Annotated in this window: 31 protein-coding genes; 12 read left to right on the top strand and 19 right to left on the bottom strand. The window is 69.0% G+C overall.

The window, feature by feature from the left end; translation table 11 throughout:
• Position 1: 1 nt before the first annotated feature.
• The gene (gene ylqF, locus EJI01_RS08510; RefSeq protein WP_126836689.1) at positions 2–949 is read right to left on the bottom strand and encodes a ribosome biogenesis GTPase YlqF; all 948 of its coding nucleotides are present in this window, start codon (positions 947–949) and stop codon (positions 2–4) included.
• A gap of 47 nt (positions 950–996) precedes the next feature.
• The gene (locus tag EJI01_RS08505) at positions 997–1,866 is read right to left on the bottom strand and encodes a LytTR family DNA-binding domain-containing protein (protein ID WP_126836688.1); all 870 of its coding nucleotides are present in this window, start codon (positions 1,864–1,866) and stop codon (positions 997–999) included.
• A 152-nt stretch (positions 1,867–2,018) separates the two neighbouring features.
• On the opposite strand from EJI01_RS08505, the gene EJI01_RS08500 reads away from it, so the two are divergent.
• A complete protein-coding gene (locus EJI01_RS08500) occupies positions 2,019–3,191 on the top strand; it encodes an acyltransferase family protein (RefSeq protein ID WP_126836687.1) in 1,173 nt (390 codons plus the stop codon).
• Between the two features lie 33 nt (positions 3,192–3,224).
• Positions 3,225–3,815, top strand: coding sequence for an outer membrane protein assembly factor BamE (gene bamE / locus EJI01_RS08495; RefSeq protein WP_126836686.1), 591 nt, complete (start codon positions 3,225–3,227; stop codon positions 3,813–3,815).
• Between the two features lies 1 nt (position 3,816).
• Here bamE and EJI01_RS08490 read toward each other — a convergent pair whose 3' ends face one another.
• The gene (locus EJI01_RS08490; RefSeq protein ID WP_126836685.1) at positions 3,817–4,725 is read right to left on the bottom strand and encodes an aminotransferase class IV; all 909 of its coding nucleotides are present in this window, start codon (positions 4,723–4,725) and stop codon (positions 3,817–3,819) included.
• Between the two features lie 108 nt (positions 4,726–4,833).
• Between EJI01_RS08490 and EJI01_RS08485 the strand changes: the two genes are divergently transcribed.
• Complete coding sequence (locus EJI01_RS08485) at positions 4,834–5,190, top strand: HPF/RaiA family ribosome-associated protein (protein ID WP_126836684.1); 357 nt, start codon at positions 4,834–4,836, stop codon at positions 5,188–5,190.
• A gap of 9 nt (positions 5,191–5,199) precedes the next feature.
• On the opposite strand, the gene EJI01_RS08480 is transcribed toward EJI01_RS08485, so the two are convergent.
• The 3 genes from EJI01_RS08480 to EJI01_RS08470 all read right to left on the bottom strand — a co-directional run bounded on the left by EJI01_RS08480 (position 5,200) and on the right by EJI01_RS08470 (position 6,543).
• Positions 5,200–5,655 (bottom strand): MerR family transcriptional regulator, encoded by a 456-nt coding sequence (locus EJI01_RS08480; RefSeq protein ID WP_126836683.1) that lies wholly within the window; start codon positions 5,653–5,655, stop codon positions 5,200–5,202.
• Complete coding sequence (locus EJI01_RS08475; protein ID WP_126836682.1) at positions 5,645–6,058, bottom strand: nuclear transport factor 2 family protein; 414 nt, start codon at positions 6,056–6,058, stop codon at positions 5,645–5,647. Before EJI01_RS08475 ends, EJI01_RS08480 begins: the two co-directional genes overlap by 11 nt.
• A 104-nt stretch (positions 6,059–6,162) precedes the next feature.
• Positions 6,163–6,543, bottom strand: coding sequence for a response regulator transcription factor (locus tag EJI01_RS08470; RefSeq protein ID WP_126836681.1), 381 nt, complete (start codon positions 6,541–6,543; stop codon positions 6,163–6,165).
• A 148-nt stretch (positions 6,544–6,691) separates the two neighbouring features.
• On the opposite strand from EJI01_RS08470, the gene EJI01_RS08465 reads away from it, so the two are divergent.
• Entirely contained in the window at positions 6,692–7,729 is a 1,038-nt protein-coding gene (locus EJI01_RS08465; protein ID WP_126836680.1) for an ornithine cyclodeaminase, read from the top strand.
• Here EJI01_RS08465 and gshA read toward each other — a convergent pair.
• Both gshA and EJI01_RS08455 read right to left on the bottom strand, forming a co-directional pair.
• Positions 7,704–9,284, bottom strand: coding sequence for a glutamate--cysteine ligase (gshA, locus tag EJI01_RS08460; protein WP_126836679.1), 1,581 nt, complete (start codon positions 9,282–9,284; stop codon positions 7,704–7,706). The genes EJI01_RS08465 and gshA overlap by 26 nt on opposite strands.
• A gap of 125 nt (positions 9,285–9,409) precedes the next feature.
• The gene (locus EJI01_RS08455; RefSeq protein ID WP_126836678.1) at positions 9,410–10,072 is read right to left on the bottom strand and encodes an alpha/beta hydrolase; all 663 of its coding nucleotides are present in this window, start codon (positions 10,070–10,072) and stop codon (positions 9,410–9,412) included.
• Between the two features lie 109 nt (positions 10,073–10,181).
• Here EJI01_RS08455 and EJI01_RS08450 point away from each other — a divergent pair, with 109 nt between their 5' ends.
• Both EJI01_RS08450 and EJI01_RS08445 read left to right on the top strand, forming a co-directional pair.
• On the top strand, positions 10,182–11,519 hold the full coding sequence (locus EJI01_RS08450; RefSeq protein ID WP_260602375.1) for an MFS transporter: 1,338 nt from the start codon (positions 10,182–10,184) through the stop codon (positions 11,517–11,519).
• On the top strand, positions 11,512–12,603 hold the full coding sequence (locus tag EJI01_RS08445; RefSeq protein ID WP_126836676.1) for a M14 family metallopeptidase: 1,092 nt from the start codon (positions 11,512–11,514) through the stop codon (positions 12,601–12,603). The genes EJI01_RS08450 and EJI01_RS08445 overlap by 8 nt, the downstream gene beginning before the upstream one ends.
• Here EJI01_RS08445 and EJI01_RS08440 read toward each other — a convergent pair.
• The 3 genes from EJI01_RS08440 to EJI01_RS08430 all read right to left on the bottom strand — a co-directional run bounded on the left by EJI01_RS08440 (position 12,600) and on the right by EJI01_RS08430 (position 17,092).
• Positions 12,600–13,397 carry an enoyl-CoA hydratase/isomerase family protein gene (locus EJI01_RS08440; protein WP_126836675.1) on the bottom strand — a complete coding sequence of 266 codons (798 nt, stop codon included), beginning with the start codon at positions 13,395–13,397 and terminating at the stop codon, positions 12,600–12,602. The two genes, EJI01_RS08445 and EJI01_RS08440, sit on opposite strands and share 4 nt — an antisense overlap.
• An 11-nt stretch (positions 13,398–13,408) precedes the next feature.
• Positions 13,409–13,828, bottom strand: coding sequence for a hypothetical protein (locus tag EJI01_RS08435; protein WP_126836674.1), 420 nt, complete (start codon positions 13,826–13,828; stop codon positions 13,409–13,411).
• A 99-nt stretch (positions 13,829–13,927) separates the two neighbouring features.
• Positions 13,928–17,092: an autotransporter outer membrane beta-barrel domain-containing protein gene (locus EJI01_RS08430; protein WP_126836673.1), complete on the bottom strand. Its 3,165-nt coding sequence runs from the start codon at positions 17,090–17,092 to the stop codon at positions 13,928–13,930.
• 179 nt (positions 17,093–17,271) lie between these two features.
• On the opposite strand from EJI01_RS08430, the gene EJI01_RS08425 reads away from it, so the two are divergent.
• Positions 17,272–17,445: a hypothetical protein gene (locus tag EJI01_RS08425; protein WP_260602374.1), complete on the top strand. Its 174-nt coding sequence runs from the start codon at positions 17,272–17,274 to the stop codon at positions 17,443–17,445.
• Positions 17,445–18,506, top strand: coding sequence for a tRNA 2-selenouridine(34) synthase MnmH (gene mnmH, locus EJI01_RS08420; RefSeq protein WP_126836671.1), 1,062 nt, complete (start codon positions 17,445–17,447; stop codon positions 18,504–18,506). The genes EJI01_RS08425 and mnmH overlap by 1 nt, the downstream gene beginning before the upstream one ends.
• On the opposite strand, the gene EJI01_RS08415 is transcribed toward mnmH, so the two are convergent.
• On the bottom strand, positions 18,493–19,398 hold the full coding sequence (locus tag EJI01_RS08415; RefSeq protein ID WP_126836670.1) for a DUF808 domain-containing protein: 906 nt from the start codon (positions 19,396–19,398) through the stop codon (positions 18,493–18,495). The genes mnmH and EJI01_RS08415 overlap by 14 nt on opposite strands.
• Before the next feature lie 12 nt (positions 19,399–19,410).
• Positions 19,411–19,926 (bottom strand): GNAT family N-acetyltransferase, encoded by a 516-nt coding sequence (locus EJI01_RS08410; protein ID WP_126836669.1) that lies wholly within the window; start codon positions 19,924–19,926, stop codon positions 19,411–19,413.
• 94 nt (positions 19,927–20,020) lie between these two features.
• On the opposite strand from EJI01_RS08410, the gene EJI01_RS28715 reads away from it, so the two are divergent.
• From EJI01_RS28715 to EJI01_RS08400, 3 genes are read left to right on the top strand one after another with little or no spacing between them, the layout of a single operon-like run.
• Positions 20,021–20,167 (top strand): hypothetical protein, encoded by a 147-nt coding sequence (locus EJI01_RS28715; protein WP_170855465.1) that lies wholly within the window; start codon positions 20,021–20,023, stop codon positions 20,165–20,167.
• Positions 20,164–20,424, top strand: a complete 261-nt coding sequence (locus tag EJI01_RS08405) for a VF530 family DNA-binding protein (RefSeq protein ID WP_093102286.1) — start codon at positions 20,164–20,166, stop codon at positions 20,422–20,424. Before EJI01_RS28715 ends, EJI01_RS08405 begins: the two co-directional genes overlap by 4 nt.
• On the top strand, positions 20,421–20,702 hold the full coding sequence (locus EJI01_RS08400; RefSeq protein ID WP_126836668.1) for a 2Fe-2S iron-sulfur cluster-binding protein: 282 nt from the start codon (positions 20,421–20,423) through the stop codon (positions 20,700–20,702). Before EJI01_RS08405 ends, EJI01_RS08400 begins: the two co-directional genes overlap by 4 nt.
• Here EJI01_RS08400 and EJI01_RS08395 read toward each other — a convergent pair.
• Positions 20,691–21,872 carry an MFS transporter gene (locus EJI01_RS08395; RefSeq protein WP_126836936.1) on the bottom strand — a complete coding sequence of 394 codons (1,182 nt, stop codon included), beginning with the start codon at positions 21,870–21,872 and terminating at the stop codon, positions 20,691–20,693. The genes EJI01_RS08400 and EJI01_RS08395 overlap by 12 nt on opposite strands.
• A 101-nt stretch (positions 21,873–21,973) precedes the next feature.
• Here EJI01_RS08395 and EJI01_RS08390 point away from each other — a divergent pair, with 101 nt between their 5' ends.
• Positions 21,974–22,618, top strand: coding sequence for an RluA family pseudouridine synthase (locus EJI01_RS08390; RefSeq protein ID WP_126836667.1), 645 nt, complete (start codon positions 21,974–21,976; stop codon positions 22,616–22,618).
• Positions 22,619–22,795: 177 nt separating this feature from the next.
• Here the strand turns inward: EJI01_RS08390 and EJI01_RS08385 are convergent, their stop codons facing one another.
• From EJI01_RS08385 to egtB, 5 genes are all read right to left on the bottom strand, one after another.
• The gene (locus tag EJI01_RS08385) at positions 22,796–23,233 is read right to left on the bottom strand and encodes a universal stress protein (protein WP_126836666.1); all 438 of its coding nucleotides are present in this window, start codon (positions 23,231–23,233) and stop codon (positions 22,796–22,798) included.
• Positions 23,234–23,336: 103 nt separating this feature from the next.
• Positions 23,337–24,080: a 2OG-Fe dioxygenase family protein gene (locus EJI01_RS08380; protein ID WP_126836665.1), complete on the bottom strand. Its 744-nt coding sequence runs from the start codon at positions 24,078–24,080 to the stop codon at positions 23,337–23,339.
• Positions 24,077–24,358, bottom strand: a complete 282-nt coding sequence (locus EJI01_RS08375) for a DUF427 domain-containing protein (RefSeq protein ID WP_126836664.1) — start codon at positions 24,356–24,358, stop codon at positions 24,077–24,079. The genes EJI01_RS08380 and EJI01_RS08375 overlap by 4 nt, the downstream gene beginning before the upstream one ends.
• Positions 24,359–24,395: 37 nt before the next feature.
• On the bottom strand, positions 24,396–25,382 hold the full coding sequence (gene egtD / locus EJI01_RS08370) for an L-histidine N(alpha)-methyltransferase (RefSeq protein WP_126836663.1): 987 nt from the start codon (positions 25,380–25,382) through the stop codon (positions 24,396–24,398).
• On the bottom strand, positions 25,382–26,632 hold the full coding sequence (egtB, locus tag EJI01_RS08365; protein ID WP_126836662.1) for an ergothioneine biosynthesis protein EgtB: 1,251 nt from the start codon (positions 26,630–26,632) through the stop codon (positions 25,382–25,384). The genes egtD and egtB overlap by 1 nt, the downstream gene beginning before the upstream one ends.
• Positions 26,633–26,745: the final 113 nt, after the last annotated feature.

Below are 26,745 nucleotides of genomic sequence, written 5' to 3'. Positions count from 1 at the left end.
TTCAGGGGTCGGGCGGGCTGTCTTCCCGCTCGGCCGGCCGCTTCTTGCGCGAGCGCGCCTCCTTCTTCGCCCGGCGCTCCGCATCGAGCAACTGCCCCGCCACGAGCCAATCTGCGAACTCCTCTGGCGTCTCCAGCGTGATGCGGCCCATGTTGCCGCTGCGGAACTCGTGCATCACGACCTCGGCCGCCTTCTGCAGGTTCACGCGGCCGCGGCCAAGCAGCGCGCCGCGCTTGCGGCCGATGGCTTCGAGCACCTGCTCGTCGCTGAAGCCCTCGATCGATTCGAGCTTGAAGCGCGCCTCGACCAGGCCCGCGTAGTCCCGCTTCAGGTAGCCGAGCAGTTCCAGCGCCACCTCTTCCTCGTCGAAGGCGTTGCGGCCGATGGCGCCGCTGGCAGCCAGGTTGTAGCCGCTCTTGGCCACGATGATGCGCGGCCACAGCATGCCGGGCGTGTCCCACAGGTAGAAGTCGTCGGCCAGCACGATGCGCTGCTCGAGCTTGGTGATGCCGGCCTCGTCGCCGGTCTTGGCCTTGCGGCTGCCGGTCAGCGTGTTGATCAGCGTGGACTTGCCGACGTTGGGAATGCCGCAGATCAGCACGCGCATCGGCTTGGCCATGCCGCCGCGGTTCGGCGCGAGTTGGTGGCAGGCCTCGATCAGCTGGCGCGCCGGCGTGGTCTGGCTGGCATCGAGGCCGATCGCGCGCGTCGCCGGCTGCGCGTTGTAATGCGCGAGCCAGAGCGCCGTGCGCTCGGGGTCGGCCAGGTCCTGTTTGTTGAGCACCTTGAGCCCCGGCTTGTGGCCGGTGAGCTCGGCCAGCATCGGATTGGCGCTGGAGCCCGGCAGGCGCGCATCGAGCAGCTCGATGACGACGTCGATGTCCTTGATCCGCTCGGCGATGGCCTTCTGGGTCAGGTGCATGTGACCGGGGAACCACTGGATGGCCATCGGGAATGTTCTTTCTCTTGCTGCGGGGAAGGCTGGCGATTGTCGCCTCAGGCCCGCAGCGCGTCGCGGTAGCGCCGGCTGCAGGGGATCTGCGTGCCGTCGCGCATGTGCAGCCGGGCGTCGCCGCCATCCAGCGGCTCGATCTCGGCCACCCGGTCCAGGTTGGCCGCGTAGCTGCGGTGCACGCGCGCATAGCGCGCCGGATCGAGCTGAGCCAGGAAGTCGGTCAGCGTGGCGCGCAGCAAGTAGTCGTGGCCATTGACGCGCAGGCCGACGTAGTTGCCCTGGGCCTGCAGCCAGTCGATGTCGCTGGCCGCGATCAGGAACTCGCGCCGGAGCTTGCGCACGAGGAAGCGCTCGGGCCGCTGCGGCGCCGCCTCGGGCGCGGGCGGCGCGGGTTCGGCCGCGCCTTCCGGCGCATCGAGCACGCGCGCCTCGCCCTGCAGCCGCAGCATGAAAAGCCGGTAGCTCAGCAAGGCCACGAGGAACAGCGCGTAGGTGCGCACGTCCTTGAGGTATTCGTAGAACCAGGTCTCGGCCCAGGGCCCGGGGTCGTACCGGCTTCCGGCCAAGGCATAGACGAGGTGGCGCAAGGCGATCATCCCGGCGACGTGAACGGCGCTGAACACCACGCTGCCTGCCACGTGCCAGGGCCAGTTGCGCCTGAGGTGGGCGAAGTCGAGCGGAAAGCGGCGCTCGAAGGCGAACACCACCGGCACCAGTGCCAGCAGCACAAGGTGGCTCGAAAGCTCCCAGGTGACCGGCTGCCAGACCGGCAGCGACCGGCCGGCCTTGGCCGCATCGATCACCGCGACCACGCTGTTGGACGCCGCCTGCAGCGCCATCACGATCACCCAGAAGGCGATCTCGGCCCGCCGCCGGTAAGGCTGGTAGCGCTCGAACAGGTTCTTCGGCATGGCGGGATTCTCGTGAATCCGGATCGGGACGGCCGAATTTCATCCCTCGGAGCCGCCGCTCGTCACAAAGCGACGGCGAATCGTCCCCGGGCCGCGCCTGCGCGCAGCGGCGCACGCCACCATCGCCGCCTCGCCATCCAAGGAGCCGGACCATGAGCCCCGACCGACGACACGACATCGACGCGCTGCGCGCGCTCGCCTTCCTGCTGCTGATCCTCTACCACGTGGCGATGTACTACGTGGCCGACTGGCCCTGGCACCTCAAGAGCCCGCATGCCGCGCGCTGGCTGCAATGGCCGATGCAGGCCGTCAACATCTGGCGCATGGACCTGGTGTTCCTGGTGTCTGGCGTGGCGCTCGGATTCCTGTTGCGCGGCCAGGACCCGCTGCGGCTGGTGGGGCAGCGCGCGCTGCGGCTGCTGCTGCCGCTGGCGGTGGGGATGACGGTGGTGGTGCCCTACCAGGCCTACGCCGAAGCCGTGGCCAAGGGGCTGGTGGCGCCGGGGTTCGGCGCCTTCATGGCGCGCTACCTCGCGATGGGCCCCTGGCCGAAGGGCGCCTTCGCCGGTTCCGATTTCGGCATGACCTGGAACCACCTGTGGTACCTGCCCTACCTCTTCGCCTACACCGTGCTGGTGGCGCTGCTGCTGCCGGTGCTGCGCTCGGCCGCGGGGCAGCGCCTGCGCACCGCCTTCACCGGCCTGCGTCGCTGGCGGCTGCTGGTGCTGCCGGCGCTGCCGCTCGTGCTCTTCACGCTGGTGCTCGGCCCGCGCTTCCCGGCCACCCACGACCTGATCCACGACTGGTACCTGCACGCGCTCTACTTCACGGTCTTTCTCTACGGCTACTGGATGGGCATCGATGCCGGACTCTGGCGCGAGCTGGCGCGGCTGCGCGGCTGGGCGCTGGCGCTGGCGGCGGGGCTGCTCGCGGCCTACTTCGCGCTCAAGCTGAGCGGCGCCGACGCATGGCTGCTGCGGGTGCTGCGCGCGCTCTACCTGTGGAGCGCGCTCGCGGTGATCCTGGGCTTTGCGCACCGTCACCTCGACCGCCCCTGGCCCTGGCTGGGCTGGGCCAACGAATCGGTCTACCCCTGGTACATGCTGCACCAGACGCTGATCGTCGCCGGCGCCGTCGCGCTCGCGCCGTGGCGGCTCGGCCCGGTGCTGGAGCCCGCGCTGCTGGCGGCACTGACGGTGCTCGGCTGCTGGGCGCTCTGCGACGGGCTGATCCGCCGCATCGGCTGGCTCCGCCCGCTGTTCGGGCTCAAGGGCCACGCGCGCGCATCTAGAATGCCCCGCGCTGCCGGCGCCCGCCGCGGGTAGCGAACACTTCAACTCAAAAACAAGGGAGTTCCCATGTTCCAGCGCTTCGCCCTGGCCGCCGTCCTGGCGGCCACCCTTCCCATGTCCGCCGCCCATGCCCAGCGTCCGGCGCCGCCCCAGGGCCCGATGATCCAGGGCTACCTGTGCTGCAACATGCGCAGCTACGGCAAGCAGATCAGCGACATCAACTACGACGAGCAAGGCATGAGCATCGTGGCCGCGGGCACGCCCGCGCGCATCACCGGCTACGACTTCCGCTGGGTCGACATGGACATCGGCGGCCGCCCGCAACGGCTCAAGAACGACTACAGCCGCGACCTCCCGACCACCGCGTTCGGGCCGCGCTATGTCGTGACCGAGGACCCGAAGATCAAGCTGGCCGGCTACCCGGAGAAGACGCGCGCAGCCATCGCCGCCATGAAGGTGACGCCAGGCATGACGCGAGAGCAGGTGCTGATGGCGCTGGGCTACCCCGTCAGCAGCGAAACGCCGAAGCTCGACGCGCCCGTGTGGCGCTACTGGCTCGACACCTGGGCCGAGTACCAGGTGGTGTTCGAGCCGGGGGGCACGGTCAAGAACATCGTCGCCGATCCGGCGACGCTGAACCGCGTCTCGCTGCCCTGATTCAGCGGCCGTAGTCGATGGGCCGGCTGTAGGCCGGATCGCGATGCCAGTCCCAGTAGGCCTGGAGCAGGCGCTGCGTGACGGGGCCGGGCGCGCCGTCGCCCAGCACCCGGCCGTCCACCCGCGTCACCGGCAGCACGCCGCCGCCCGAGGTACTTAGAAAAGCTTCGTCGGCGCTGCGCAGTTCCTCGGCCGGCAGCGCGCGCAGCTCGACCGGCATGCCGAGCGTCTCTGCGATCTCGATCACCGTGCGGCGCGAGATGCCTTCGAGCACGCCGTCCCTCGGCGTCACGATCGTGCCGCCCTGCACGCAGAAGACGTTGAAGCCCGGGCCTTCGACCACGTTGCCGGCCGCATCGCCGAGCACCACGGTGTCGGCGCCCGCATCGAGCGCGCCCAGCAGGCCCATGGTGAGGTCGTTCCAGTGGTAGTTCTTGGCCTTCGGATCGACCGAGCTCGCCGGGATGCGCTGCACCTCGCTCACCTTCAGATGCAGGCCGCGCTCGCGCTGCGCGTCGTTGGCGATCCACACGAAGGGCACGGCGAAGGCGTAGAAGCGGTTGACCGCCTGGCGCGGATCGCGCGAGCCCCAGGGCGGCTGGCCGCGCGTGACGATCATCTCGACATAGGAGTTCCGCAGGCCGCTCTTGCGCACGCATTCGGTCAGCACCTCGGTGATCTGTGCTGTCGTGAGGCCGGGGTCGAGCCGGAAGCGCTCGCAGCTGCGCATGAAGCGCTCCAGATGCGCATCGAGCCGGAAGAAGGCGCCGTCCCACACCGTGACCACGTCGTAGGTGGCGTCGGAGCGCAGGAAACCCCAGTCGGTGATGGGAATGGCGGCCTCGGCGATGGGCACGTAGCTGCCGCCGACGAAGGCAACACCGGCGGAAAGGTCGGACACGGAGGGCATGGTTTGGAATCTCCTTCGGCTGCATGCTCCAAATGCTTACGCAGGGAGCCAGGGTTGGGCGCAAAGTCGGGCTTGCTCATAGGCAGATGAGCACGAAAGGTACGTGACATGCAAATACAAGTGAACACCAGCAACGGCATCGAGAACAAGGATGCACTAGAACGCTGGGCCAACGAGGAGATCAGGCAGGCACTGAGCCGTTTCGCGGCCGACGTGACGCGCGTCGAGGTGCACCTGAGCGACGAGAACCATGACAAGAGCGGCGGCGGCGACAAGCGCTGCGCGATGGAGGCGCGCCTCGCGCGCCATCATCCGGTGGCCGTGACGCAGCACGCATCGAATCTGGACGAAGCCTTCCGCGGTGCCGCCGACAAGCTCAAGCGCGCACTCGACAACGCGCTGGGCCGCCTCGGCAAGCACGGGCGCGAATCGATCCGCAAGGACGGGGGCACGGTCGTCGAATAAGCGCCAACTTCATCGCTTCCTGATCGCGGGCGCGGGCAGCGCCTTCTTGCGCACGGCGCGCGGCGTGTCGGCTGGAATCAGCGGCGGGCGCTGGCCGGTCTGCATCCAGGCGTCGTAGAAATCGATCTTCTTGTCGACCAGCATCAGCGCGCGCCGCCATTCGGCGATGGTGGCGTTCACACGCTCGCGATGGTCGGACAGCATGTCGCGGCGCTGGCGCAGCGTGCGGCTGCCCTGCATCACCAGGGCCGTGTATTCGCGCATCTCCGCGATCGACATGCCGGTCGCGCGCAAGCGCTCCATCAGGTCGAGCCAGCTCACGTGCAGCTCGCCGTAGACGCGCCGCCCACCTTCGTCGCGCGCCACGCCGGGCACCAGGCCCTGGGCCTCGTACCAGCGGATGGCGTGCACGCTGCGGCCGGTGCGCGCGGCCAGTTCGCCGATGCGGAAAGCGCTACCCGGCACGCGCGGGCGCCTCCAGCGCCTCGTCGACGAGCGCGGTATCGAGATACTCCGTGAGCTCGACCACCCTGCCGCCGGCCAGCCGGTAGATGAAGCAGTACTGGTTGTCGTAGCGCTTGCCGCGCTTGGTGACGACGTCGCCGCTGCACTGCACGACGACGAAGTCGTCTTCGGCGATGAAGCGCTCGGCCGTGTTGACGTAGCGGCCTTCGAATTGCGCGTACAGGGGCTTGAGCAGTTCGTTCTGCACGGCCTGCTTGCCGTTGTACGCGCGCGACCAGGGCGTGCGTCCCTTCATGATCCAGCTGAAATCATCGGCGAGGCTGTCGACGAAAGGCTTGCCGTTGCCCTTGGCGAGCTCGGCGTGGATGCCCTGGATGAATCTCTTGTTCTCAATGGCGGTCATGGCGTATTTCCCGTGTTCACCGGACGACCCGGCGAAACCATTGGAAATGCTAGCGCGCACTCTAGGTCAAGAGCGATTTCTCCGCCAGCGCGGAAGCGCGGCCCTCAGTCGTTGCAGCGACTCAGCTTCTCGCAGTAGTCGAGCAGCAATTCGATTTCTGCCGACTTGTCGAAGAAGGCATCGGCGCCCAGCGCCTTGGTGCGCGCGCGCATGTCGGGCGTCGCGTAGTTGCTCAGGACTACCACCTTCTGATGCCTCGACCTCTCACGGCAGGCATTGAGGACGCCAAGGCCGTTGCCCTGGTTCAGGAACAGGTCGACGATGGCCACGTCCCAGCTGTCGCGATGATTGCGCAGCCAGTCCACCGCCTCGGCCTCGCCGCTCGCATGGGCGACCACGGTCGCATCGGCAATATCTTCGAGGAATCCAACGAGGTTCTCGCGAATCACGGCGTTGTCTTCGACCAGATAGGTCTTCGTTGTCATGGGGGGCGCATGGATGCAGATGAGTAGATGAGTAAGAGAAAGTTGATGTCATGATGAGCTGCGAGACTTGACCGCCTCGGTGAGTCTTCTCGGCCAATGCGGGTAGGCGCAGGCCTACCCGACTAGCACGGAAGTTCTGCAACAAGACATGGCAACAACAACACGCTTCGTAGATGTCCAGGCGCTTGCAGGCCTGGTTCGGGCCCTCGGAACATCCCGCTTCCTGGAGGCGTTGGCCGACACCATGCGGGAAGATTTCCTACGCTGGCCCGAGTTCGACAAATCGGCCCGGCTGGCCAGCCATTCGGCGCTCGGCGTGATCGAGCTGATGCCGGTGTCGAACGGACAGCGCTACGCCTTCAAGTACGTCAACGGCCACCCCGGCAACACGGCGCATGGCCTGCCGACCGTGATGGCCTTCGGCGTGCTGGCCGAGGTAGAGACCGGCCAGCCGGTGCTGCTGTCGGAGCTCACGCTGACCACCGCGCTGCGCACCGCCGCCATGTCGGCCCTGGCCGCGCAGGCCGTGGCGCGCCCGCAATCGCGCCGCATGGCGCTGATCGGCAACGGCGCCCAGAGCGAGTTCCAGGCGCTGGCCTTCCACGCGCTGCTGGGCATCGACGAACTTCGGATCCACGACATCGATGCCCAGGCGATGGACAAGCTGGAGCGCAACTTGGCGGCCTTTCCGGGCCTGCGGGTGCAGCGTGCCGCGAGCATCGCCGAAGCGGTGCGCGGCGCCGACATCGTCAGCACGCTGACGGCGCGCAAGGCGCGCGCCACCATCGTCACGCCCGAGATGCTGGAACCCGGCATGCACATCAACGCGGTGGGCGGCGACTGCCCGGGCAAGACCGAGCTGCATGCGGACGTGCTGCGCGCTGCACGCGTGTTCGTCGAGTACGAGCCGCAGACGCGGATCGAGGGTGAGATCCAGCAGATGGCCGCCGGCTTCCCGGTGGTCGAGCTGTGGCGCGTGCTCGCCGGCGCCGAGGCCGGCCGGCAGAGCGAGGACCAGGTGACGGTGTTCGACTCGGTGGGGTTCGCGCTGGAGGACTATTCCGCGCTGCGCCTGATCCACGCGCTCGCGCTGCAGCATGGCGCGGGCCGGGACATCGAGCTCGTGCCGTCCGCAGGCGACCCCAAGGACCTGTTCCGCTTCACCAGGCCGCAGGCTGGGTCATAGCGAGCGACGGCATCTCCGCCCAGTGATTCTTGAAGCCCAGGCGCAAGGGCGAGACGTACTGCTCGCGGTAGATCTCGAAGGGCATGCTGTCGTTGGCCTCGATCTCCTTCTGGGCATCGATCGAACTCTGCGTCATGCGCTCGAAGTTCGCGCGCTCCTCGGCGGAAAAGGGCAAGGCCAGCAGCTCGGTGCGGGTGCGTTCGGACTGCGCCCGCACGAAGCTGATGAAGGAGTTGTCGTGCGCGCGCGCCATCGCCTCGAGCACGCGCGCGGAAGGCAGGATGGCCGGGTCGGCCAGGGCCTTCCCTGCAGCGCGCACCGCTTCGGCATGCCGGGTGCCGCCGTGCGCGGCGTCGAGCGCGGCAGCGATCGGGCCGAACTGCTCCAGCAGCTCGGCACCCCATTCGGTGAGCGGCACGTCGCGCCCGCCGCGCTGCAGCGCGAGACCGGGCTCGCGGCCGCGCGCCGCCGTGAGGTGCTGGTTGTGGGCCAGCTCGGCGATCTCCTCGCGCGTGTCGGAGGGGCTGTCGGCCAGCAGGCAGTGCAGCAGGAAGACGTCGAGAAAGCGCATGGTCGGCGCGGCGATGCCGATCGGCTCGAAGGGATCGAGGTCCATCAGGCGGACCTCCACGTATTCGACGCCGCGCTCGCGCAGCGCATGCAGCGGCCGCTCGCCGGGGTAGATCACGCGCTTCGGGCGGATGGTGCCGTAGAACTCGTTCTCGATTTGCAGCAGGCTGGTGGCGAGCTGGTTGTAGTCGCCGCCGGGATTGCGGATGCCGATGGCCTCGTAGGCCGGCCAGGGCCGCGTGAGCGCGTCCTGCAGCGAGGCGCCGTAGCCGTCGAGGCTGTTGTAGCTCACCGCCAGCGAGGCCTGCGCCTCGCTCTGGTAGCCCAGCCGGCCCATGCGCAGCGAGGTGCCGTGCGGCATGTGCATGCTGCCCTCGCCCAGCGGCTGCAGCTCGTGCGGCCGGCCGGCCACGAAGCTCGAGCACAGCGCCGGCGAAGCGCCGAACAGGTAGAGCAGCAGAAAGGCGTGGCGGCGGAAGTTGCGGATCAGCGCGAAGTACTGCTCGCTCGACACCTCGGGCATCGACCAGTTGTAGTGGATGCCCGAGATGGTCTGCATGCGCCGGCCGTAGCGATGGCTCAGGCCCATGCGGTAGACGCTCTTGGCGCGCCCCACGTTGGAGGCGCCGTAGCGCCCGATCGGGATGGTCTCGTCGGCCGGCAGGCCGCAGGGCATGCTCGACACCCACAGCCGTTCGTCGCCGGCTTCATGAAGCACGCGGTAGGTGAACTGGTGCACCTGCGTGAGCTCGGCCAGGCAGGCCTCCACGTCGCTGTGCACGCCGGTGATGAGCTCCAGCTGCGACTCGCTGAAGTCGGTGGTGATGTGCGGGTGGGTAAGCGCCGAGCCGAGCGCGGCCGGATGCGGCGTCAGCGCCAGCATGCCGTCGGGTTCGGCGCGCAGGCTCTCCTTCTCGATGCCTCTGCGGACTCCCTTCAGTCGCGCGGGTGTGAGCGCTCCCAGGCGCTCGTGCAGTTTGCTCATGTCGTTATGACCCGTGAATCGTTGTGGGGCGGAAGGTAGCACGGTCGCGTGCGGCTTGCTGGCGGCGGTATTTAGAGCCGAAATGCCCGTTCTGCTAGGCAAAAGCGCCTTCCGGCATACGAACCTCAGGCCAGCACGCGCAGCAGGAAGCGGTTGAGATCGGCGATCTCTTCCATGCACACCGAGTGCTCCATCGGGTACTCGTGCCATTCGACCGCGTAGCCGAGCGCGGCCAGCGCGTCGCGCGAGGCCCGGGCGCGCTCGATCTGCACCACGCCGTCGCGCGTGCCGTGGCCCAGGAAGACCGGCGTGTCGTGATTGGCCGCATGGCGCTCGGCGGCCGTCGTCGCAGCCAGCGGCAGGTAGCCCGACAGGCCGACGATGCCGCCCAGCCGCTCGGCATGGCGCAGTCCGGTCAGGAGCGCCATCGCGCAGCCCTGCGAGAAGCCGGCGACCACGATCCGGCTCGCCGCGATGCCGCGGGCCTTCTCGTTCGCGATCAGCGCCTCGATCGCGGCCTGCGAACGGCGCAGGCCGGCTTCGTCCTCGCGCTTCACGAGGTCGGCGCCAGCGATGTCGTACCAGGCCGGCATGCGGTAGCCGCCGTTGATGGTGACCGGAATCACCGGCGCGTTGGGGAACACGAAGCGCACCGGCCCGACGGCCGACAGGTCGAGCTCATTGGCGATCGGCACGAAGTCATTGCCGTCGGCGCCGAGGCCGTGCATGAGGAGCACGGTGGCGGTGGGTTGGGGTCCGGTTTCGATTTCGATGGGAGCGAGGGACATGATCAAAAGTCTTGGTTGCCTGGATGCCGCGAGTGTGCCTCGCCTGCGGCACTTGTCGCCACCGGCTGCTAGCATCCGGCGCGATGCGCCAACAACAACAGGAGTTCATGTGACCCCTTCCATCACGCCGATCAGCCGGCGCAGGACCATCGTGGCCACCACCATCGGCAACGCGCTCGAGTTCTTCGACTTCACCGTCTACGGCTTTCTGGCCCTGGTAATCGGCAAACTCTTCTTCCCGACCTTCGACAGCTACGGCCAGCTGCTGCTGACGGTGGCGACCTTCGGCGTCGGCTTCATCATGCGGCCGCTGGGCGGCATCGTGATCGGCGCCTATGCCGACCGCGCCGGCCGCAAGAAGGCGATGACGCTGACGATCTTCCTGATGGCGCTGGGCTGCGCCATGATCGCCGTCGCGCCCACCTATGCGCAGATCGGCGTCGCGGCACCGGTGCTCATCGTGCTGGCGCGGCTGCTGCAGGGCTTCTCGGCCGGCGGTGAAGTGGGCGCATCCACCACCCTGCTGGTCGAGCACGCCACGCCGGCCAACCGCGGCTACCTGGCGAGCTGGCAGTTCGCGAGCCAGGGCCTGGGCATCCTGCTCGGCGCCGCTGTGGTGGGCGGGCTCTCCTTCGCGCTCGGGCCACAGGGCATGGAGAGCTGGGGCTGGCGCGTGCCATTCGTGCTCGGCATGCTGATCGCGCCGGTGGGCATGTACATCCGCCGCCACCTCGAGGAATCGCTCGACGTCGAGGTCGAGCCGGCCTGTGCGGCGCCGCGCCGCAGCAGCCTCTCCGAGGTGTGTGGCGAGCATGGGAAGACGGTGCTGTCTGCGATCCTCGCCATCACCGGCGGCACCGCCGCCGCCTATGTCGTGACCTTCTACATGCCCACCTATGCGGTGCGCCAACTGGGGCTGCCGCCGACGGTGGCGCTGTTCGGCGCCGCGCTTACCGGGCTCCTGTCCTTCGCGCTCTCGCCGCTGGTTGGTCTGTTGTCCGACCGCGTCGGCCGCAAGCCGCTGATCGTCTGGGGCCGCGTCGCGCTGATGCTGCTGATCTATCCGGGCTTCCTGTGGCTCAACATGTCGCCGACGCCGGCCGTGCTGTTCACCGTGGTCGGCCTGCTGAGCATCGCGCTGGTGGTGCAGACCGTGCCCGCCATCACGATGCTGCCGGAGATGTTCCCCAAGCACGTGCGCGCGAGCGGCATGTCGCTGGTCTACAGCGTGGGCGTCTCGGTGTTCGGCGGCTTCTCGCCTTTCGTCAGCACCTGGCTGGTCAACGCCACCGGCAGCAAGCTGGCGCCGGCCTGGTACCTGTTCGCGATGACGCTGGTGTCCTTCATCGGCCTGCTGTGGCTCAAGGACTTCACCGGCAAGGACATCGACGACGCCGCGGCCCACCGGCCGGACGTCGAACCTTCTTCGAGGACCGCCCGTGCATAGCAGCGCGGCCGCCCGCTGTTTCTCCGGCAGCTATGCCGAAGCCCGCCGCAAGTTCCTCGACGCCGCCGCGGCGCGCGGCGCGGCCGTCGAATCCTTCGTGCTCGAAGCCCATCGCGGCGCCCTGGGCGAAACGCTGGCGACCGACACGGCCTACCTCGGCACGCCGGGCGCGGCCCGGCTCTTGATCGTCAGTTCCGGCACGCACGGGCCCGAGGGCTTTTGCGGCTCGGCCTGCCAGATCGCGACGCTGCACGATGACGACCTGCTCTCGCGCATCGAACAGGCGGGCGTCGGGCTGCTGCTTGTGCATGCGATCAATCCGCACGGCTTCTCGCACCTGCACCGCACCAACGAAGACAACATCGACCTGAACCGCAACCACATCGACTTCGATGCGCCGCTGCCTGGCAATGCGGCCTATGCGGAGGTCGAGCCCTTCGTGCTGCCGGCCACCTGGCCGCCCAGCGCCGCCGACGAGGCTGCGATGGCCGCCTACATCGACAAGCATGGCCTGCGCGCTTACCGCGCCGCGGTCACGACCGGCCAATACGTCGCGCCCGACGGGCTGTTCTACGGCGGCCAGGCGCCGTCGTGGAGCAACCGCACCGTGCGCGGCATCCTGCGCAAGTTCGGCGGCGCCGCCACGCACATCGGCTGGATCGACATCCACACCGGCCTCGGGCCCTACGGCCACGGCGAGAAGATCTACCCGGGGCGCCCGGACGGCCTGGCCCAGGCGCGGGCCTGGTGGGGCGCCGACGTGTTCGCGCCCTTCGACGGCCAGTCGGCATCGGCCGACGTGTCGGGACCGGTGGTTTCGGCGGTCTACGACGAATGCCCGCAGGCCAGCGTGGCGCTGATGGGCCTGGAGTTCGGCACTCTGCCCGACCTCGAGGTGCTGAACCGCCTGCGCGCCGACACCTGGCTGCGCAGCCACGCGCAAGCGCCGGCCGAACAGCAGCGCAGCATTCGCCAGCAGCTGCGCGACGCCTTCTACTGCGACAACGAGGAGTGGAAAGGCATGGTGCTGGGCCAGGCGCGCACCGCCTTGCTGCAGACCGTGCAGGGCCTGAAGAACGCCTAGGAAAAGCGCGGCGCCCTGCGCTCGCGCAAGGAAGCCACGCCTTCGCGCACGTCGGGCCCCGCGAAGCCCATGAACTCGAGCGCCAGCGAGGCGTCGAAGCTCGGGCCGGCCAGGCGCAGCCAGTTGTTGAGCGCGTACTTGGTGAAGCGGATCGCGCTCTGGCTGCCGGCGGCCAGCTTGTCGGCGACTTCGTAGGCGCGCGGCAGCAGCTCGGCCTCTTCGACCGCGAGCGAGACCAAGCCGATGCGCTCGGCCTCCTCGCCGCTTACCGCTTCGCACAGCAGCAGGTAGTACTTGGCCTTCGCCATGCCGCACAGCAGGGGCCAGACGATTGCCGCATGGTCGCCGGCCGCGACGCCCAGCCGCGTGTGGCCGTCGACGATCTTCGCGCCCTTGCTCGCGATCGAGATGTCGGCCAGCAGGCCCGCCACCAGGCCGGCGCCCACGGCCGGCCCGTGCATCGCGCTGACGATCGGCTTGTCGCAGTTGACCAGGTTGTAGACCAGGTCGCGCGCTTCCTTCCACACGCGCACGCGCGTGGCGTCGTCGGTGCTCATCTGCTCGACCATCGCCAGGTCGCCGCCGCCCGAGAAGCCCATGCCCTCGCCGCGCAGCACGGCACAGCGCACCGTGTCGTCGGCCGACACGTCGCGCCAGATCTCGGCCAGCTCGCGGTGGCCGTCATGGCCCGCGGTGGGCAGCTTGCCGTTCAGCGCGCGCATCTGGATGTCGAGCACCGCGCCGCCGTCGCCGCGGCGCGTGATCGCGAGGGTCTGGTAGCGGGCGTAGTCCATGGCGTCTCTTCTCAGTTGCGCGCGGCCAGCTCGCGGCAGCGCTGCAGGTTGTTGTTGAAGTTCGTGTTGAGGGTCGGCTGGCAGGTCTCGGCCGAGAGCTTGAAGCGGCACAGGCCCACCACGAGGAACTCGGTCACCGCCTCGGTGCACATCGAATAGCGCGCCAGCGCCGGGTTGGCGCGGGTCTTGAAGCCCCAGCTGTCGGAGAAGTCGAGCATGCGGCCCATCGCTTCCTCGAAGTAGTCGCGGTCCTTGTTGGCGACGGCCGCATCCATCGCGGGCAGCTCGGTGCCGAGGAAGTTCATGGCGGCGGCCGGGAAGCGGTCGGCATCCTGCTGCTGAGCGGCTGCGCCGGCCGCGCCGACGGTCAGCAGAAAGGGGGCGAGCGTTCGTGCGAAAGCGGCGAGGAGGCGGTGGCGGATGGATCCCATGGTCGGCGATATGGCGGGTGGACGCGGAAGCGATATTTGAACCCAAACACCGCCGCGCGCCTCGGGCCCGCGAAAACCCATCCACCAGACCTACCAGATCTACCAGCGCAGCTTGACGCCCACCGAGCCTTGCACCGAGGACTTCACCCGTGCATCGCCGCCAAGCGCGAAGACGCGCCCCACTTCGCCGTAGATGCTGGTCGCGGGCGTCACGGCCAGCGTGAAGCCGCCCGCCACTTCGCCCGAGCTGTAGCCGCTCGCACTGGCGATGCGGGTGGTGGCCGCCGGGCCGATGAACTCGGCCACGTCCGTGCCGCCGCTCGCGCGGTACAGGTTCGCGCGCACGTAGGGCTGCAACCGCCCGGCACCGGTGGCGATGTCGCCCTTGATGCGTGCGCCCAGGCGGCCGATCCAGCCGCCGTCGGCATGCTGGCGCACGGCCGCGCCGCCGATCAGCACGTCGTCGAAGCGCGTGCGCTGGTAGATGAGCTGCGCCTGCGGCTCGAGGGTCCAGTTCGCGGCCAGGGGGAAAGACTTGCCGGCTTCGATCGAGGCCGTGAGGCTCTCGGCCTTGCCCGAGGCGTTCGGGTTGCCGTCGGGGCGCACGGTGCTGCGATGGCGGCCGGCTTGCAGCACCGCGTCGGCGTACAGGCCGCTCGCCGCCATCCAGGTGGCGTAGCCGCCGAGGTAGCGTGACTGCAAGTCGGTGCTGCCGACGCGCCCAAGGGTGCCGCGCGCATTGCCGCTCACGCCGGCGCCGCCGTCCAGGAAGCCGACGTAGAGGCCGGCGCGCCAGTTGCCGATGGCCAGCAGGTCGGTGCCGGCCTGCAGGCCGCTCACATGGCCGCGACTGTGTGCGCTGGCGACGCCCACCTGGCCGATGTCGAGGTCGCTGTAGACGGCACGGGCCCAGGCGCGGCGCGGCGCGGCTTGGCCGGCGTCGCCGGGCGCCGCGGCCGCCTCATCGCCGATGCGGCGGTGCAGGTTGCCGAGCATGCCGAGGTCGGCCTGGCGCAGTTGCGCCGGCAGTGCGGCGAACAGCGGGACCTCGGCGCGATAGGTCGGCACGGTCACCAGCGGCAGGGCCAGCTTGACGGTGCTGTCCGCGGTCGTGGTGGTCGGCGCATCCGCATCCACGGGCGCCACCGGTGGCGCGATGGTGGTCTCGGAACGCAGGTACCAGTTCTCGCCGGCGCCCTGCGCATCCGCCGCGTACAGGCGGTACTCGTAGGCGCCCGCATCGACGTGGCCGTCGGCCAGCGCGAAGGCGTCGCGCGTGCTCTGGGCGGTGGTGGTGGCGCCGTTTCGCGCGCTCACCACCTCGATGCCGTTGCCGGTGGTCTGGGCGCCGAGGCCGCCGAGATTGGTGATGCGAACCGTGGTGTTGCCGCTCGCGCTGGCAGCGGGGCCGCTCAGCACCAGGCGGTCGCTCAGGCTGCTGCTGCCGCCGAGCACCGTGCCGAGCTGCAGCACGCCGCGGTTGCCGACGTAGGCGCCGGTGACGGTGAGCGTGCTGCCCGCCGCCGCGCTCAGCAGGTTGACGGTGCCCGCGTTGTCGAGCGAGGCGACGCGCTGGTGGAAGCCCGCGGCATCGAGCGTCGCGCCGGAGGCCACGGTGTGCGCGGAGGCGGCGCTGAAGGTGTGGTCGGCGCCGGCCTTCAAGGCGCCCGCCGCGACCATGGTCGCGCCGCTGTAGCTGTTGGCGCCCGAGAGCACCGTGGTGCCGCTGCCCACCTGGCGCAGCGAGCCGCTGCCGCTGATGGCGCCCGTCAGGTTCAAGGTGTTCGAGCGGTTCGCGATCAGCGTCGCGTTGTTGACGATGTCGCCCACCACGCTGCCGCTCGTGCCGCCGTTGCCCAGCTGCAGCGTGCCGCCCGTGATGATGGTGCCGCCGGTATAGCTGTTGTCGGCCGTGAAGGTGGTCGTGCCGGTGCCGAGCTGCGTGACGCTGCCCGTGCCGCTGATCGGCGCGCCGAAGCCGACGGCATTCGACCGGTTCACGACCAGTGCCGCGTTGTCGACGATGGGGCCGCTCACCATGCCGGTGGTGCCGCCGTCGCCGAGCTGCAGCGTGCCGGCGCTGATGGTGGTGGTGCCGCTGATCGCCTGGTCGCTCGTCAAGGTCAGCCGGCCGGCACCGGTCTTCTCGATGCCGCCGGTGCCGGACAGCAGCCCGGTGTAAGTCGCGTCGTCGGGCTGCGCGAAGCGCACCAGGCCGTTGTCGGCGATGGCCAGCGGCGCGAACTGCGCGCTGGTCTGCAGGATGCCGGCCGCGTCCACTGTCATGCTGCCCGTGTAGCCGCTGGCGTCGGCGCCGAGGATCAGCGTCCCGCCGGCCACCCGCGTGCTGGTGATGCCCGAGCCGGGCAGCGCGTTGGCGAAGGTCCAGGTGCCGCTGTCGTTCTTCACCAGCGTCTGGAAGTTCGACAGCGTCTGCGCGAAGGTGTCGCTGCCGCTGCCGTTCAGGGTCAGCAGGTTGCTGCCGCCGCCGCCGTCGATGCTGCCGGTGATCGACGAGCCGGTGTGGACGTTGAACGTGTCGTTCGCATTGGCGAAGTTCAGCGAGCCAATGAGCTGCCCCTGGTTGGTGAAAGCGATCGCCATGGTGCCGGCGACGCCCATGATGTTGCCAGCGCCGCCCTTGTATTCGATGACGCCGCTTGCGCCATTGACCACCGTGTTCGCGCCGTCCGACGATTCGAACCAGATGGCCGCGCCGCCGGCTTGCGAACGGATTTCGCCGTGGTTGACGATCAGGTTGGCGCTGCCGTGCGCGTTGACGGCCTCGGCGTTGTGGGCCGTGCCGTTCGACAGGACCTTGGCGCCCTCCTCGACAGTGAGAGTGGTGCCCGAGCGGAATTCGATGGTGTTGGCGCCGGTGCCGTAGTGGCCGTTGGCGCTGCCCGCCGCATTGTTCTGCACCGTGGCATCGCGCTGGATCAGGATCGTGCCGTTGTCGCCCATGCTGATGGCGGGCAGGTCGATGGTGCTGATCACCGCGTTGGGCTGCACGTCCACCGAGCCGCCGGGCGTGGCGTCGTAGCCGCCGATGACGACGAAGGTCTCCGGCGCGCCGGCGCTGCAGGTGATGGCGTTGCTGCCGCTGCTGGCGCAATCGGCGGCGGCTGTACCGGCCATGCCCAGCAGAACCATGGCCACGAGGGGTGCTTTGGTGCCCGATTTGCCGACGCCGCGCGCCAGCTCGGAGGCCACGGCCCAGATCCCTTGGGAAGGATTCCAGACCACGCGGAAAACGCGGTTCATGCGCTTCTTCCTTATGAAAATGAATACTTAAGACTGTAGTTCTTAGGTTTACATTTCTTAAGGAAGTAATTCACGGAATCGGCCCGGATCGCCTGCAGTCGGTGCGCAAGGCCGCCCCGTAAACTCGGGGCATGGTTTCCAGATCTCCCAGAGCGCCGCGCATGCTGGAGCGCGGTCTCATGTGCATCCTCATCGGCGCGGCGGTGCTGCTCGCACCGCACTTCCTGCAGTCGCCCGCCTGGCGCGAAACCATCGGCGGGGCCTACGTGGTCGGCTGGTTCGCGCTGGTGCTCGGCGTGGCGCTGGTCGCGGTCGACCTGTTCCAGCGCGTGAAAAAGTCCGGAGGCCGTTGATGCGCGACCCGGTGCGCGTCGGCGACCGCGACCGCTTCGACACGCTCATCGATGCGCGCTCGCCGGCCGAGTTCGCGCTCGATCACATCCCCGGCGCGATCAACTGCCCGGTGCTGGACGACGAGGAGCGCCGCATCGTCGGCACGCTCTACAAGCAGCAGGGGGCCTTCGAGGCGCGCCGGGTCGGCGGTGCGATGGTGGCCGCGAACATCGCGCGGCACCTGAAGGAGCGGTTCTCCGACCGGCCGGCCGACTGGAAGCCGCTCATCTATTGCTGGCGCGGCGGCCTGCGCAGCGGCTCGATGACGACCTGGCTGCGCCTCGTGGGCTGGGACGCGCAGCAGCTCGCGGGCGGCTACAAGAGCTGGCGCCGCCACGTGATCACGCAGATCGAGACCCTGTGCCCGCGGCTCGAGCTGCATGTGCTGTGCGGCGCCACCGGCAGTGCCAAGACGCGCGTGCTGCAGGCCATGGCGGCGCAGGGCGAGCAGGTGCTCGACCTCGAAAATTTCGCCGCCCACAAGGGTTCGCTGCTCGGCGCCCTGCCCGGCGTGCCGCAGCCGTCGCAGACCGCCTTCGAGACGCGCATCGCCGAGCTGCTGGACCGCATCGATCCGCAAAAGCCGCTCTACGTCGAGGGCGAGAGCCGCCGCATCGGCCGCCTCAACGTGCCGACGGCGCTGGTGGAGCGCATGCGCGCGAGCCGCGTCATCGAGATCGACGCCACACCCGAGGCGCGCCTGGCCTACCTGCTGCGCGACTACGCCTACCTCGGCGACGATCCGGAAGCGCTTTCGCGCCAGCTCGCGATGCTGAAGGAGCTGCACGGCAAGGCCGTGATCGCACGCTGGCAGCAGTGGGCAGCCGAGCGCGACCTGCCTTCGCTGTTCGCGGAGCTGACCGCGCTTCACTACGACCCGGCCTACAAGCGATCGCAGGCCAGCCATTTCGCGCGCTGGGACGAACGGCAGGTCTTGCGCGCCGACGATCTCTCGGACGAAGGCGTCGAGGCGATCGCGCGCCGCGTGGCCGCGGCGGCCGGGGAACTCAGCGCTTCTTGAACGCCTTCTTCACGAGCTCGACCACGCCCAGCACGATCGCGCCGGCCACGATGCCGACGCCGGCATTGAGGCCCATCGAACCGAGCCCGCCGACCAGGCTGCCCGCGTCCACGGCCCAGGCCTCGACCGCATGGCCCAGGGCCGGCACGCCATGCACCAGGATGCCGCCGCCGACCAGGAACATGGCGGCGGTACCGGCGACGGACAGGCCCTTCATGAGCCAGGGCGCCGCCGCGAGGATGGCGCGGCCGAGCGCGCGCGAGCCCGCGTCGCCGCGCTGGCTCAGGTGGAGCCCGGCATCGTCGAGCTTCACGATGCCCGCGACCAGGCCGTAGACGCCGACGGTCATGAGCAGCGCGATGCCGATCAGCACGCTCAGCTGCGTCACGAAAGGCTGGCCCTGCACCGTGCCCAGCGTGATCGCGATGATTTCCGCCGAGAGGATGAAATCTGTGCGGACCGCGCCCTTGATCTTGTCCTTTTCGACCGCGACCACGTCGATCGCCGGATCGGCGACTGCGCGCTCGTGCTTCGAGACCTCGGCCGCGTGCTCCTCCTTGTGCAGGAACTTGTGCGCGAGCTTCTCGCAGCCTTCGAAACACAGGAAGGCGCCGCCGATCATCAGGAGCGGCGTCACCAGCCAGGGCAGCCAGGTGCCGATGGCCAGCGCCGCGGGCACCAGGATCGCCTTGTTGATCAAGGAGCCCTTGCACACCGCCCACACCACCGGCAGCTCGCGCTCGGCCTTGACCCCCGAGACCTGCTGCGCGTTCAGCGCCAGGTCGTCGCCCAGCACGCCGGCGGTCTTCTTGGCGGCAAGCTTGGTGAGGATGGAAACGTCGTCGAGAACGGTCGCGATGTCGTCGAGCAGGAGCAGCAGACTGGTGGCCATCGGGTTGTTCTTTTAGACGTTTCTCTTGAGGCGGATCTCTTCGATCTTGATGCCGCCGATCGAGGTCGTCTTGGCGGTCTTCATCTCGCGCTTGAAGCCGGCCAATTCGTGGAAGCGCATCGCGCGGTCGTTGCGCAGCGGCACCCAGATGGTGACCAGCGTGCAGCCCTCATCCTCGAGGCCATCGCGCGCGGCGTCCCACAGCGCGACACCGACGCCCTTGCCCCAGTGTTCGGGCTTGACGTAGATGGCCCAGATCTCGCCGGTGGTCGAAGGCGTCTTGGCATCGCGCGATCGGTCGAAGCCGACGAAGCCGACCACCTCCTCGCCCAGCACCGCCACATGCACCTGCGGCTCGCTGAACTCGATCGCCTCGCGCCACTTCGCCTCGCGCGTGGACGGTGCCAGCGCGCGCAACTGGTCTTCGGGCAGGATGCCCGAGTAGGCGGCTCGGGCGGCGGCGGCGTGGACTTCGGCGATGGCTTTGGCATCGCGCATCGTGGCGGGGCGAACTTCGTAGTCGGACATGGATGCAGGGAACGAGCGGTAAAGGGCCGTATTGTCGCTGCGTCCACAGGCCCTAAACTTCCCGCCTGCATTTCGAATCATCCGGAGAATCACCATGGCAAAGAGTCAGCAGCGCAGCAACAAGGAAGCCAAGAAACCCAAGAAGGACAGCTCCCCGCCGAAGCCGCCGGGCGCAGGCATCGAGCCGGTGCGCACCATCACCACCGCAGTGATCCCGCGCGGCAAACTCAAGAACAAGTGACGACGGCGCCGCAGCAGCCCCGAAATCCCCTGCACGGGCTCACGCTCGAGGCCATCGTGACGGCGCTGGCGGCGCACTATGGCTGGCAGGGCCTGGGCGAGCGGATCCCTCTGCGCTGCTTCACCAGCGACCCGAGCGTGGCCTCCAGCCTCAAGTTCCTGCGCAAGACGCCGTGGGCGCGCGAGAAGGTGGAAAGCCTCTACCTCTTCATGCTGCGCGAAGAACGCCGCCAAGCCTCGCGCGGCACGCCGCCATGAAGGCGCGCATCGAGCCCGGCGGTTTCGACTTCGACACCGAGTCCGGGCTCACGCTGCTGCAGTCCGCCGATGCGGCCGGCATCGAGCTGCCGAGCTCCTGCCGCAACGGCACCTGCCGCACCTGCATCTGCAAGCTGAGCGCCGGCGAGATCCGCTACCGCATCGAGTGGCCGGGCGTGAGCGCCGACGAGAAGGCCGAGGGCTGGATCCTGCCCTGCGTGGCCGAGCCGATCGGCGATGTCACGCTCGATGTCCCATACGCATTCTCAAACTTCTGACCTGGTGATCCGGTCGCGCTGCGCAAGCGAGGGGAAGAGCCGGAACCATGCGAGCGCCACCAGCACGGTGCCGACGCCGCCCGTCACCACCGAGCCGACCGGCCCCAGCAGCGCCGCCGTGGCCCCCGACTCGAATTCACCGAGCTGGTTGCTGGCGCCGATGAAGATCGAGTTGACGGCGCTCACGCGCCCGCGCATCGCATCCGGCGTTTCGAGCTGCACCAGCGTCTGCCGGATCACGACGTTGACCATGTCGGCCCCGCCCGAGACCGCGAGCGCGATGAGCGAGACGAGGAAGCTCCGTGAGAAGCCGAACACGATCATGCAGAGCCCGAACGCCGCCACCGCCATCAGCAGCGTGCGCCCCACGTGGCGCTCGATGGGCCGGCGCGTCAGCATGATCGACATGGCCAGCGCGCCGACTGCCGGCGCGCTGCGCAGCAGGCCCAGTCCCCAGGGGCCGGTGTGCAGGATGTCCTTGGCGAAGATCGGCAGCAGCGCGACTGCGCCGCCGAGCAGCACCGCGAAGAGGTCGAGCGAGACAGCGCCGAGCACGGGCTTGCGATTCCAGATGAAGTTCACGCCCGCCAGCACCGTGGCGAGCGTGACCGGCTCGCGCGGCGCCGGCGCATGGTCGTAGCGCAGGCGCGCCAGCAGCACGCTGCCGACGGCAAAGAACAGCAGGCTCGCGCCGTACACCACGCCCGTGCCCGCGACGAACAGCAGGCCGCCCAGCGCCGGCCCGCCGATGATCGCGCCCTGCATGCCAGCCGAGCTGAAGGCCATTGCGCGCGGCAGCATCAGCGGCGGCACGAGCAGCGGCGTCAGCGCCTGCTGCGCCGGCATCTGGAAGGCGCGCACCGCGCCCAGCACCAGCGACAGTCCGAGCAGCAGTCCGCGCGAGTCCTGCTGCGTGTAGACGGCGCCGAGCAGCACCAGCGCGACCACGCCTTGCACCGCCAGGCAGGCAGAGACGATGCGGCCGCGATGGTGGCGATCGACGACGTGGCCCGCGAGCAGGGCCAAGAGCAGCGCCGGCACGAACTGGTAGAGCCCGACCAGGCCGAGGTCCCAGGCGCTCCCGGTCAGCTCGTACATGTGCCAGCCGATCGCGACCAGCTGCATCTGGGCGGCCGCGCTGCCGAACAGCCGCGCAGTCCACAACCGCATGAAGGGCCGCTCGCGCGTGAGATCGGAAAAATTCGGCGAGGCGGCGCGGGCGGACATCGCGTCGAGGATAGCCGAGCGCCAAAGGCTCCTAGACTCGCTCGGTGACGACTTCACTCAACGTGATTCACGAAGACCCCCATCTGCTGGTGCTCGACAAGCCGGCCGGCCTGCTGTGCGTGCCCGGCCGCGGCGAGGACAAGCAGGACTGCCTCAGCGCGCGCGCCGTCGCGCATTGGCCCGATGCGCGGGTGGTGCACCGGCTCGACATGGCCACCAGCGGCCTGGTGCTGATGGCGCGCAGCCCGGCGATGCAGCGCGCGCTGGGCGATGCATTCGCCCAGCGGCGCATGCACAAGGTGTACGAAGCCATCGTCGACGGGCTGCTGCCGCTGTCCGATGAATGGGCGCTGATCGACGCGCCCCTGGCCGCCGATTGGCCACGCCGGCCGCTGCAGAAGATCGACCTCGAATCAGGCAAGCCCAGCCAGACGCGATGGCGCGTGAAGCGCCAGCTGGCGGAGCGCCATGCCAGCCACCTGTGGCTGGAGCCGCTGACCGGCCGCAGCCATCAGTTGCGGGTTCATTTGCTGTCGATCGGCCATCCGATCCTCGGCGACGCGCTCTACGGCGGCGAGGAAGTGCGGCAGCGCGCGGCCAGGCTGCTGCTGCACGCGAGTGCGCTCGAATTCGAGCACCCTGCCGACGGGCGGATGCGCCGCTTCGAAAGTCCGCCGCCGTTTTGCTGAAAGCCCTGCTCTCCTCCTCAGGTGCTCCGCCGCACGATGCGCGACCCGCAGCGCATCAAGCTGCGTATGTCAGTCGGGAAACACCGCGGAACCGGCTCTGCCGGGCCGCTGGTGTTGCCCCCGGTGAGGGGGTTGGCGGACCACACGAAGTGGGGGAGCCTGGGGGTGAGCAGCATTTCAGCCCTTGACCACCAGCACGGGGATCTTGGCATCCTGCAGCACGCGCTGCGTCACGCTGCCGAGCAGCAGCTTCTCGATACCGGAGCGCCCGTGCGAGCCCATCACGATCAGGTCGGCCGCGATTGCCTCCGCGGTGTCGACGATGCCTTCGTGCACCACGTGGCCGTCGATCACGCGCTGGTCGCTGTGCAGCCCCTCGGCCGCCAGCGCAGCGACGCCGCGCGCCAGCGCCGCATTGGCGCTGCTGGTGGCGGCTGCAAGGTATTCGTTCTGGCCGAGCGCATAGTCGGCGCCCACGCCGATGAAGGGATAGTTGTCCACCACGTGGATCAGGGTGATGCGGCTGCCGAAGGCCAGCGCCAGTCCACTGGCCTTGCTGACCGCAAGCATCGACGTTTCGGATCCATCGATCGGGACCAGGATGTGATTGAACATGGCAGACCTCTTTCGTTCGCAAGGCTCGCAGGCAAGCCGGACCCCGAATTTACATCCAGGGAGAGGGCCGGACTGTAGGACGGCTACGGCCCGGCAGGTGGCGTCAATCGCCTTGAAATGCGCCGGCGCGGCAGGTCACGACCAGGGTGTCGCGCCAGCCCGGCTGACCCTCCACCAGCGGCTGGATCGGCGTCGATTCGTGGATCACGCGCGCGTCGTCGAGCAGGAGCAGTGTCCAGGGCTCGGTCATCGTGAAGCGTTCGCCGCGGCGGCCCGCAGCCTCGAACACGCGCGTTTCGCCGCCCTTGATGTTGTGGCGCCGGACCAGCGCGACCGCCACCAGGTCGACGCCGTCGCGGTGCGCGCCTTCCGGCGTCGGCCGGCCGATGCCGTCGGCGGTGTCGATGCGGAACTGGTGCGCCTCCACGTACCAGCGCTGCGTGCCGCGCAGGCCGCTCGCCACGCTGCCCAGACCCCGTATCAGGCGCTGCCACGCGGGCTGCGCCAGCGTCCCCGCTTCCATCGGCGCGAACCAGCGCTGCATGCCGCCGTGCAGCGCGTTGTATTCCACCGGCTGCCAGTGCGCGCGGTGCGGCACCTGTTCGAGCGTTGCGTCGTCGACCGTGAAGCAGGCATGGCGCCGCGTGCGATAGCGGCCGCCGTCCTTCAGGTAGTCGTCGGGCGGCAGCTGATCCCAGTCGCCGCACAGCACATCGAATTCGGCGAGCGAGAACCCCTGCCACTCGGCCACGCCCTGCGGACTCAGAATGGCGTAGCCGTCCTGACGCAAGGCGGCGACGAGTCGATCGGGCGGCGTGAAGGGCGGATTGAAGAGGCCGCCGCTCACTCCGTCACCTTCACGTCCTTCCAGAAGGCGACGCGGTCCCGCACCATCTCGGCTTCGGGCTTGGGGTCGGCGTAGTACCAGGCGGCATCGGTGTGGAGCTCGCCGTCGACCAGCAGCGAGTAGTAGCTCGCGCTGCCCTTCCAGGGGCAGGTGGTCTTGTGGTTGCTGAAGGTCACGTGGTCGCGGTTGAGCGAGCTCATGGGGAAATAGTGGTTGCCCTCGACGAGCACGGTGTCGTCGCTCTCGGCGATGGTGACGCCGTTCCAGGTTGCTTTCATGACAAGGTCTCCATGCCCGCGGAGCGCGGACAGGGCCTCATTGTGCCGCGGGCGATTGCAGCCAGTGGACGCTGAACAGGCGCTCGGGATCGGTCCATACCGCGGCCGGCCTGAAGCCGGCCTTCACCGCGAGCGCACGCAAGCCATCGACGGTGAACTTGTGCGAGTTCTCGGTGTGGATGGTTTCGCCTTCGTCGAAAGAGAAGCGTTGGCCGTCGAGCGTGACGGTCTGCGCGCGGCGGCTCACCAGATGCATCTCGATGCGCCGCAGCGGCGCGTTGTAGAAGGCCGCGTGCGTGAAGCCGTCGAGGTCGAAGTCGGTGTCGAGCTCGGCGTTGGCGCGCCGCAGCAGGTTGAGATTGAAGGCCGCGGTCACGCCCTGCGCATCGTTGTAGGCCGCATGCAGCAGTGCCGGGTCCTTGACCAGGTCGACACCGAGCAGCAGGCCGCCGCCGCGCAGCAGGCGCTGGGCCAGCTGCAGGAAGGCGAGCGCTTCATCGGGACTGAAGTTGCCCAAGGTCGAGCCGGGAAAGAAGCCGACGCGCTGGCCCATGCCTTCGCCGCGCGCGGGCAGCACCAGCGGCATGGTGTAGTCGGCCACGAGCGGCTGCACCGCGAGCCGCGGATAGTCGTCGCGCAGGCGCTCGGCCGCCGCTTCGAGATGCGCGCCGGAAATATCGATCGGCACATAGCGCTTCGGCGCATCGAGCGCGTCGAGCAGGAGCCGCACCTTGGTGAGCGAGCCGGCGCCGAATTCGATGATCTCTGCCTTCGGACCGATCTGGGCCGCGATCTCGGAGGCGCACTCGGTGAGGATTCGAAGCTCGGTGCGCGTCGGGTAGTACTCGGGCAGCTCGCAGATGCGGTCGAACAGCGCCGACCCCGCGACGTCGTAGAAGAACTTCGGCGGGATGCTGCGCGCCGGACGGCTCAGGCCCGCGAACAGCTCGCGGCCGAAATTGGAAAGCGGCGCGGCCCGCTGCGCGGTGCGGAACGCGTGGAGGTTGAATGCAGGATTGCCCATCAGAGCTCCTTCGCGAGCCGCAGCCCGGAGAACTGCCAGCGCGCGGCCGGCGGGAAGAAGTTGCGGTAGCTGGGGCGCGTGTGCCCTTCGGCCGTGGCGACGCTGCCGCCGCGCAGCACCAGCTGGCCGACCATGAACTTGCCGTTGTACTCCGCCGCGATGCCCGCGAGCGGGCGAAAGCCCGGATACGGGTCGTAGGAAGAACGCGTCCACTGCCACACGTGGCCGCTCATCTGCGTGATGCCGGGCGCGTCATGGGCGGCCTCCCATTCGAATTCGGTCGGCAGCCGCGCACCGGCCCATTCGGCGAAGGCCGCGGCTTCGTAGAAGCTCAGCTGAGCCACCGGCGCCTCGGGTTCCAGCGGCCGCACGCCGTGCAGGCCGAAGACCTGCCAGCCAGCGGTCGTGCCCTGGTGGGCGAGCCGCGGATCGTCGGGCGAGAGCCAGTAGGCCGGACAGCGCCAGCCCTGCGCCTGCACTGCGGCCCAGCCATCGGACAGCCAGAGCTCGGGCCGCTGGTAGCCGCCGTCGGCGATGAACTGCGCGTAGTCGCCGCAGTTCACCAGCCGGTCGGCGATGGCATAGGGCCGCAGCAGCGCCTGATGGCGCGGCGTCTCGTTGTCGAAGGCGAAGCCGTCGCCACGGTGGCCGACCTCGAGCAGCCCGCCTGGCTGCGGCAGCCATTGCATCGGTGGCGGCACCGAGGCGAGCCGCAGCGCCGGCCCTGCCGCGGCCCGGTACGCGGGCAGCAGCGGGTTGCACGACAGCGCATGCAGGATGTCGGTGACGATGAGCTCCTGGTGCTGCTGCTCGTGATGCAGGCCGAGCGTGACGATCGCCGCGATCGCATCCCAATTCCCGCCCTCGCCCGCCGTCTCGAGCAGCGCCTGCACCGCCTCGTCGACGTGGCGCCGGTACGCGTGCACCTCGCCCTGCGAAGGCCGCGTCAGGAGCCCGCGCTGCGGGCGCGGATGGCGCGGCCCCAGCGCCTCGTAGTAGGAGTTGAAGAGATAGTGAAAACGCGGATCGAAGATGCGGTAGCCCGTCGCATGCGGCTGCAGCAGCACGGTCTCGAAGAACCAGGTGGTGTGGGCCAGGTGCCATTTGGTCGGACTGGCATCGGGCATCGACTGGATGCACTGGTCTTCGGCCGAGAGAGGCGCCGCGAGCGCGAGGCTTTGCGCACGCACCGCCTGGAACTGATCGCGCAGCGCGTCTGCAGCGGGCGCGGCCGGCCGGATGAGGTTCATCGGGTCTCCAATTTTTGGATCGAAAGGTTTTAGCCCATGGAGGCAGGCAGGCGCCGTAGGACAAGCCCGCGCAGTCGAACGCGACACTTTGGCACAAGACGCTGGCGCGTGCC

Source organism: Variovorax sp. MHTC-1 (assembly GCF_003984645.1).
Classification (GTDB): domain Bacteria; phylum Pseudomonadota; class Gammaproteobacteria; order Burkholderiales; family Burkholderiaceae_C; genus Variovorax.
Note: the sequence above shows the minus strand (reverse complement) of the source record. Positions and strands in the feature narration are given on the sequence as shown.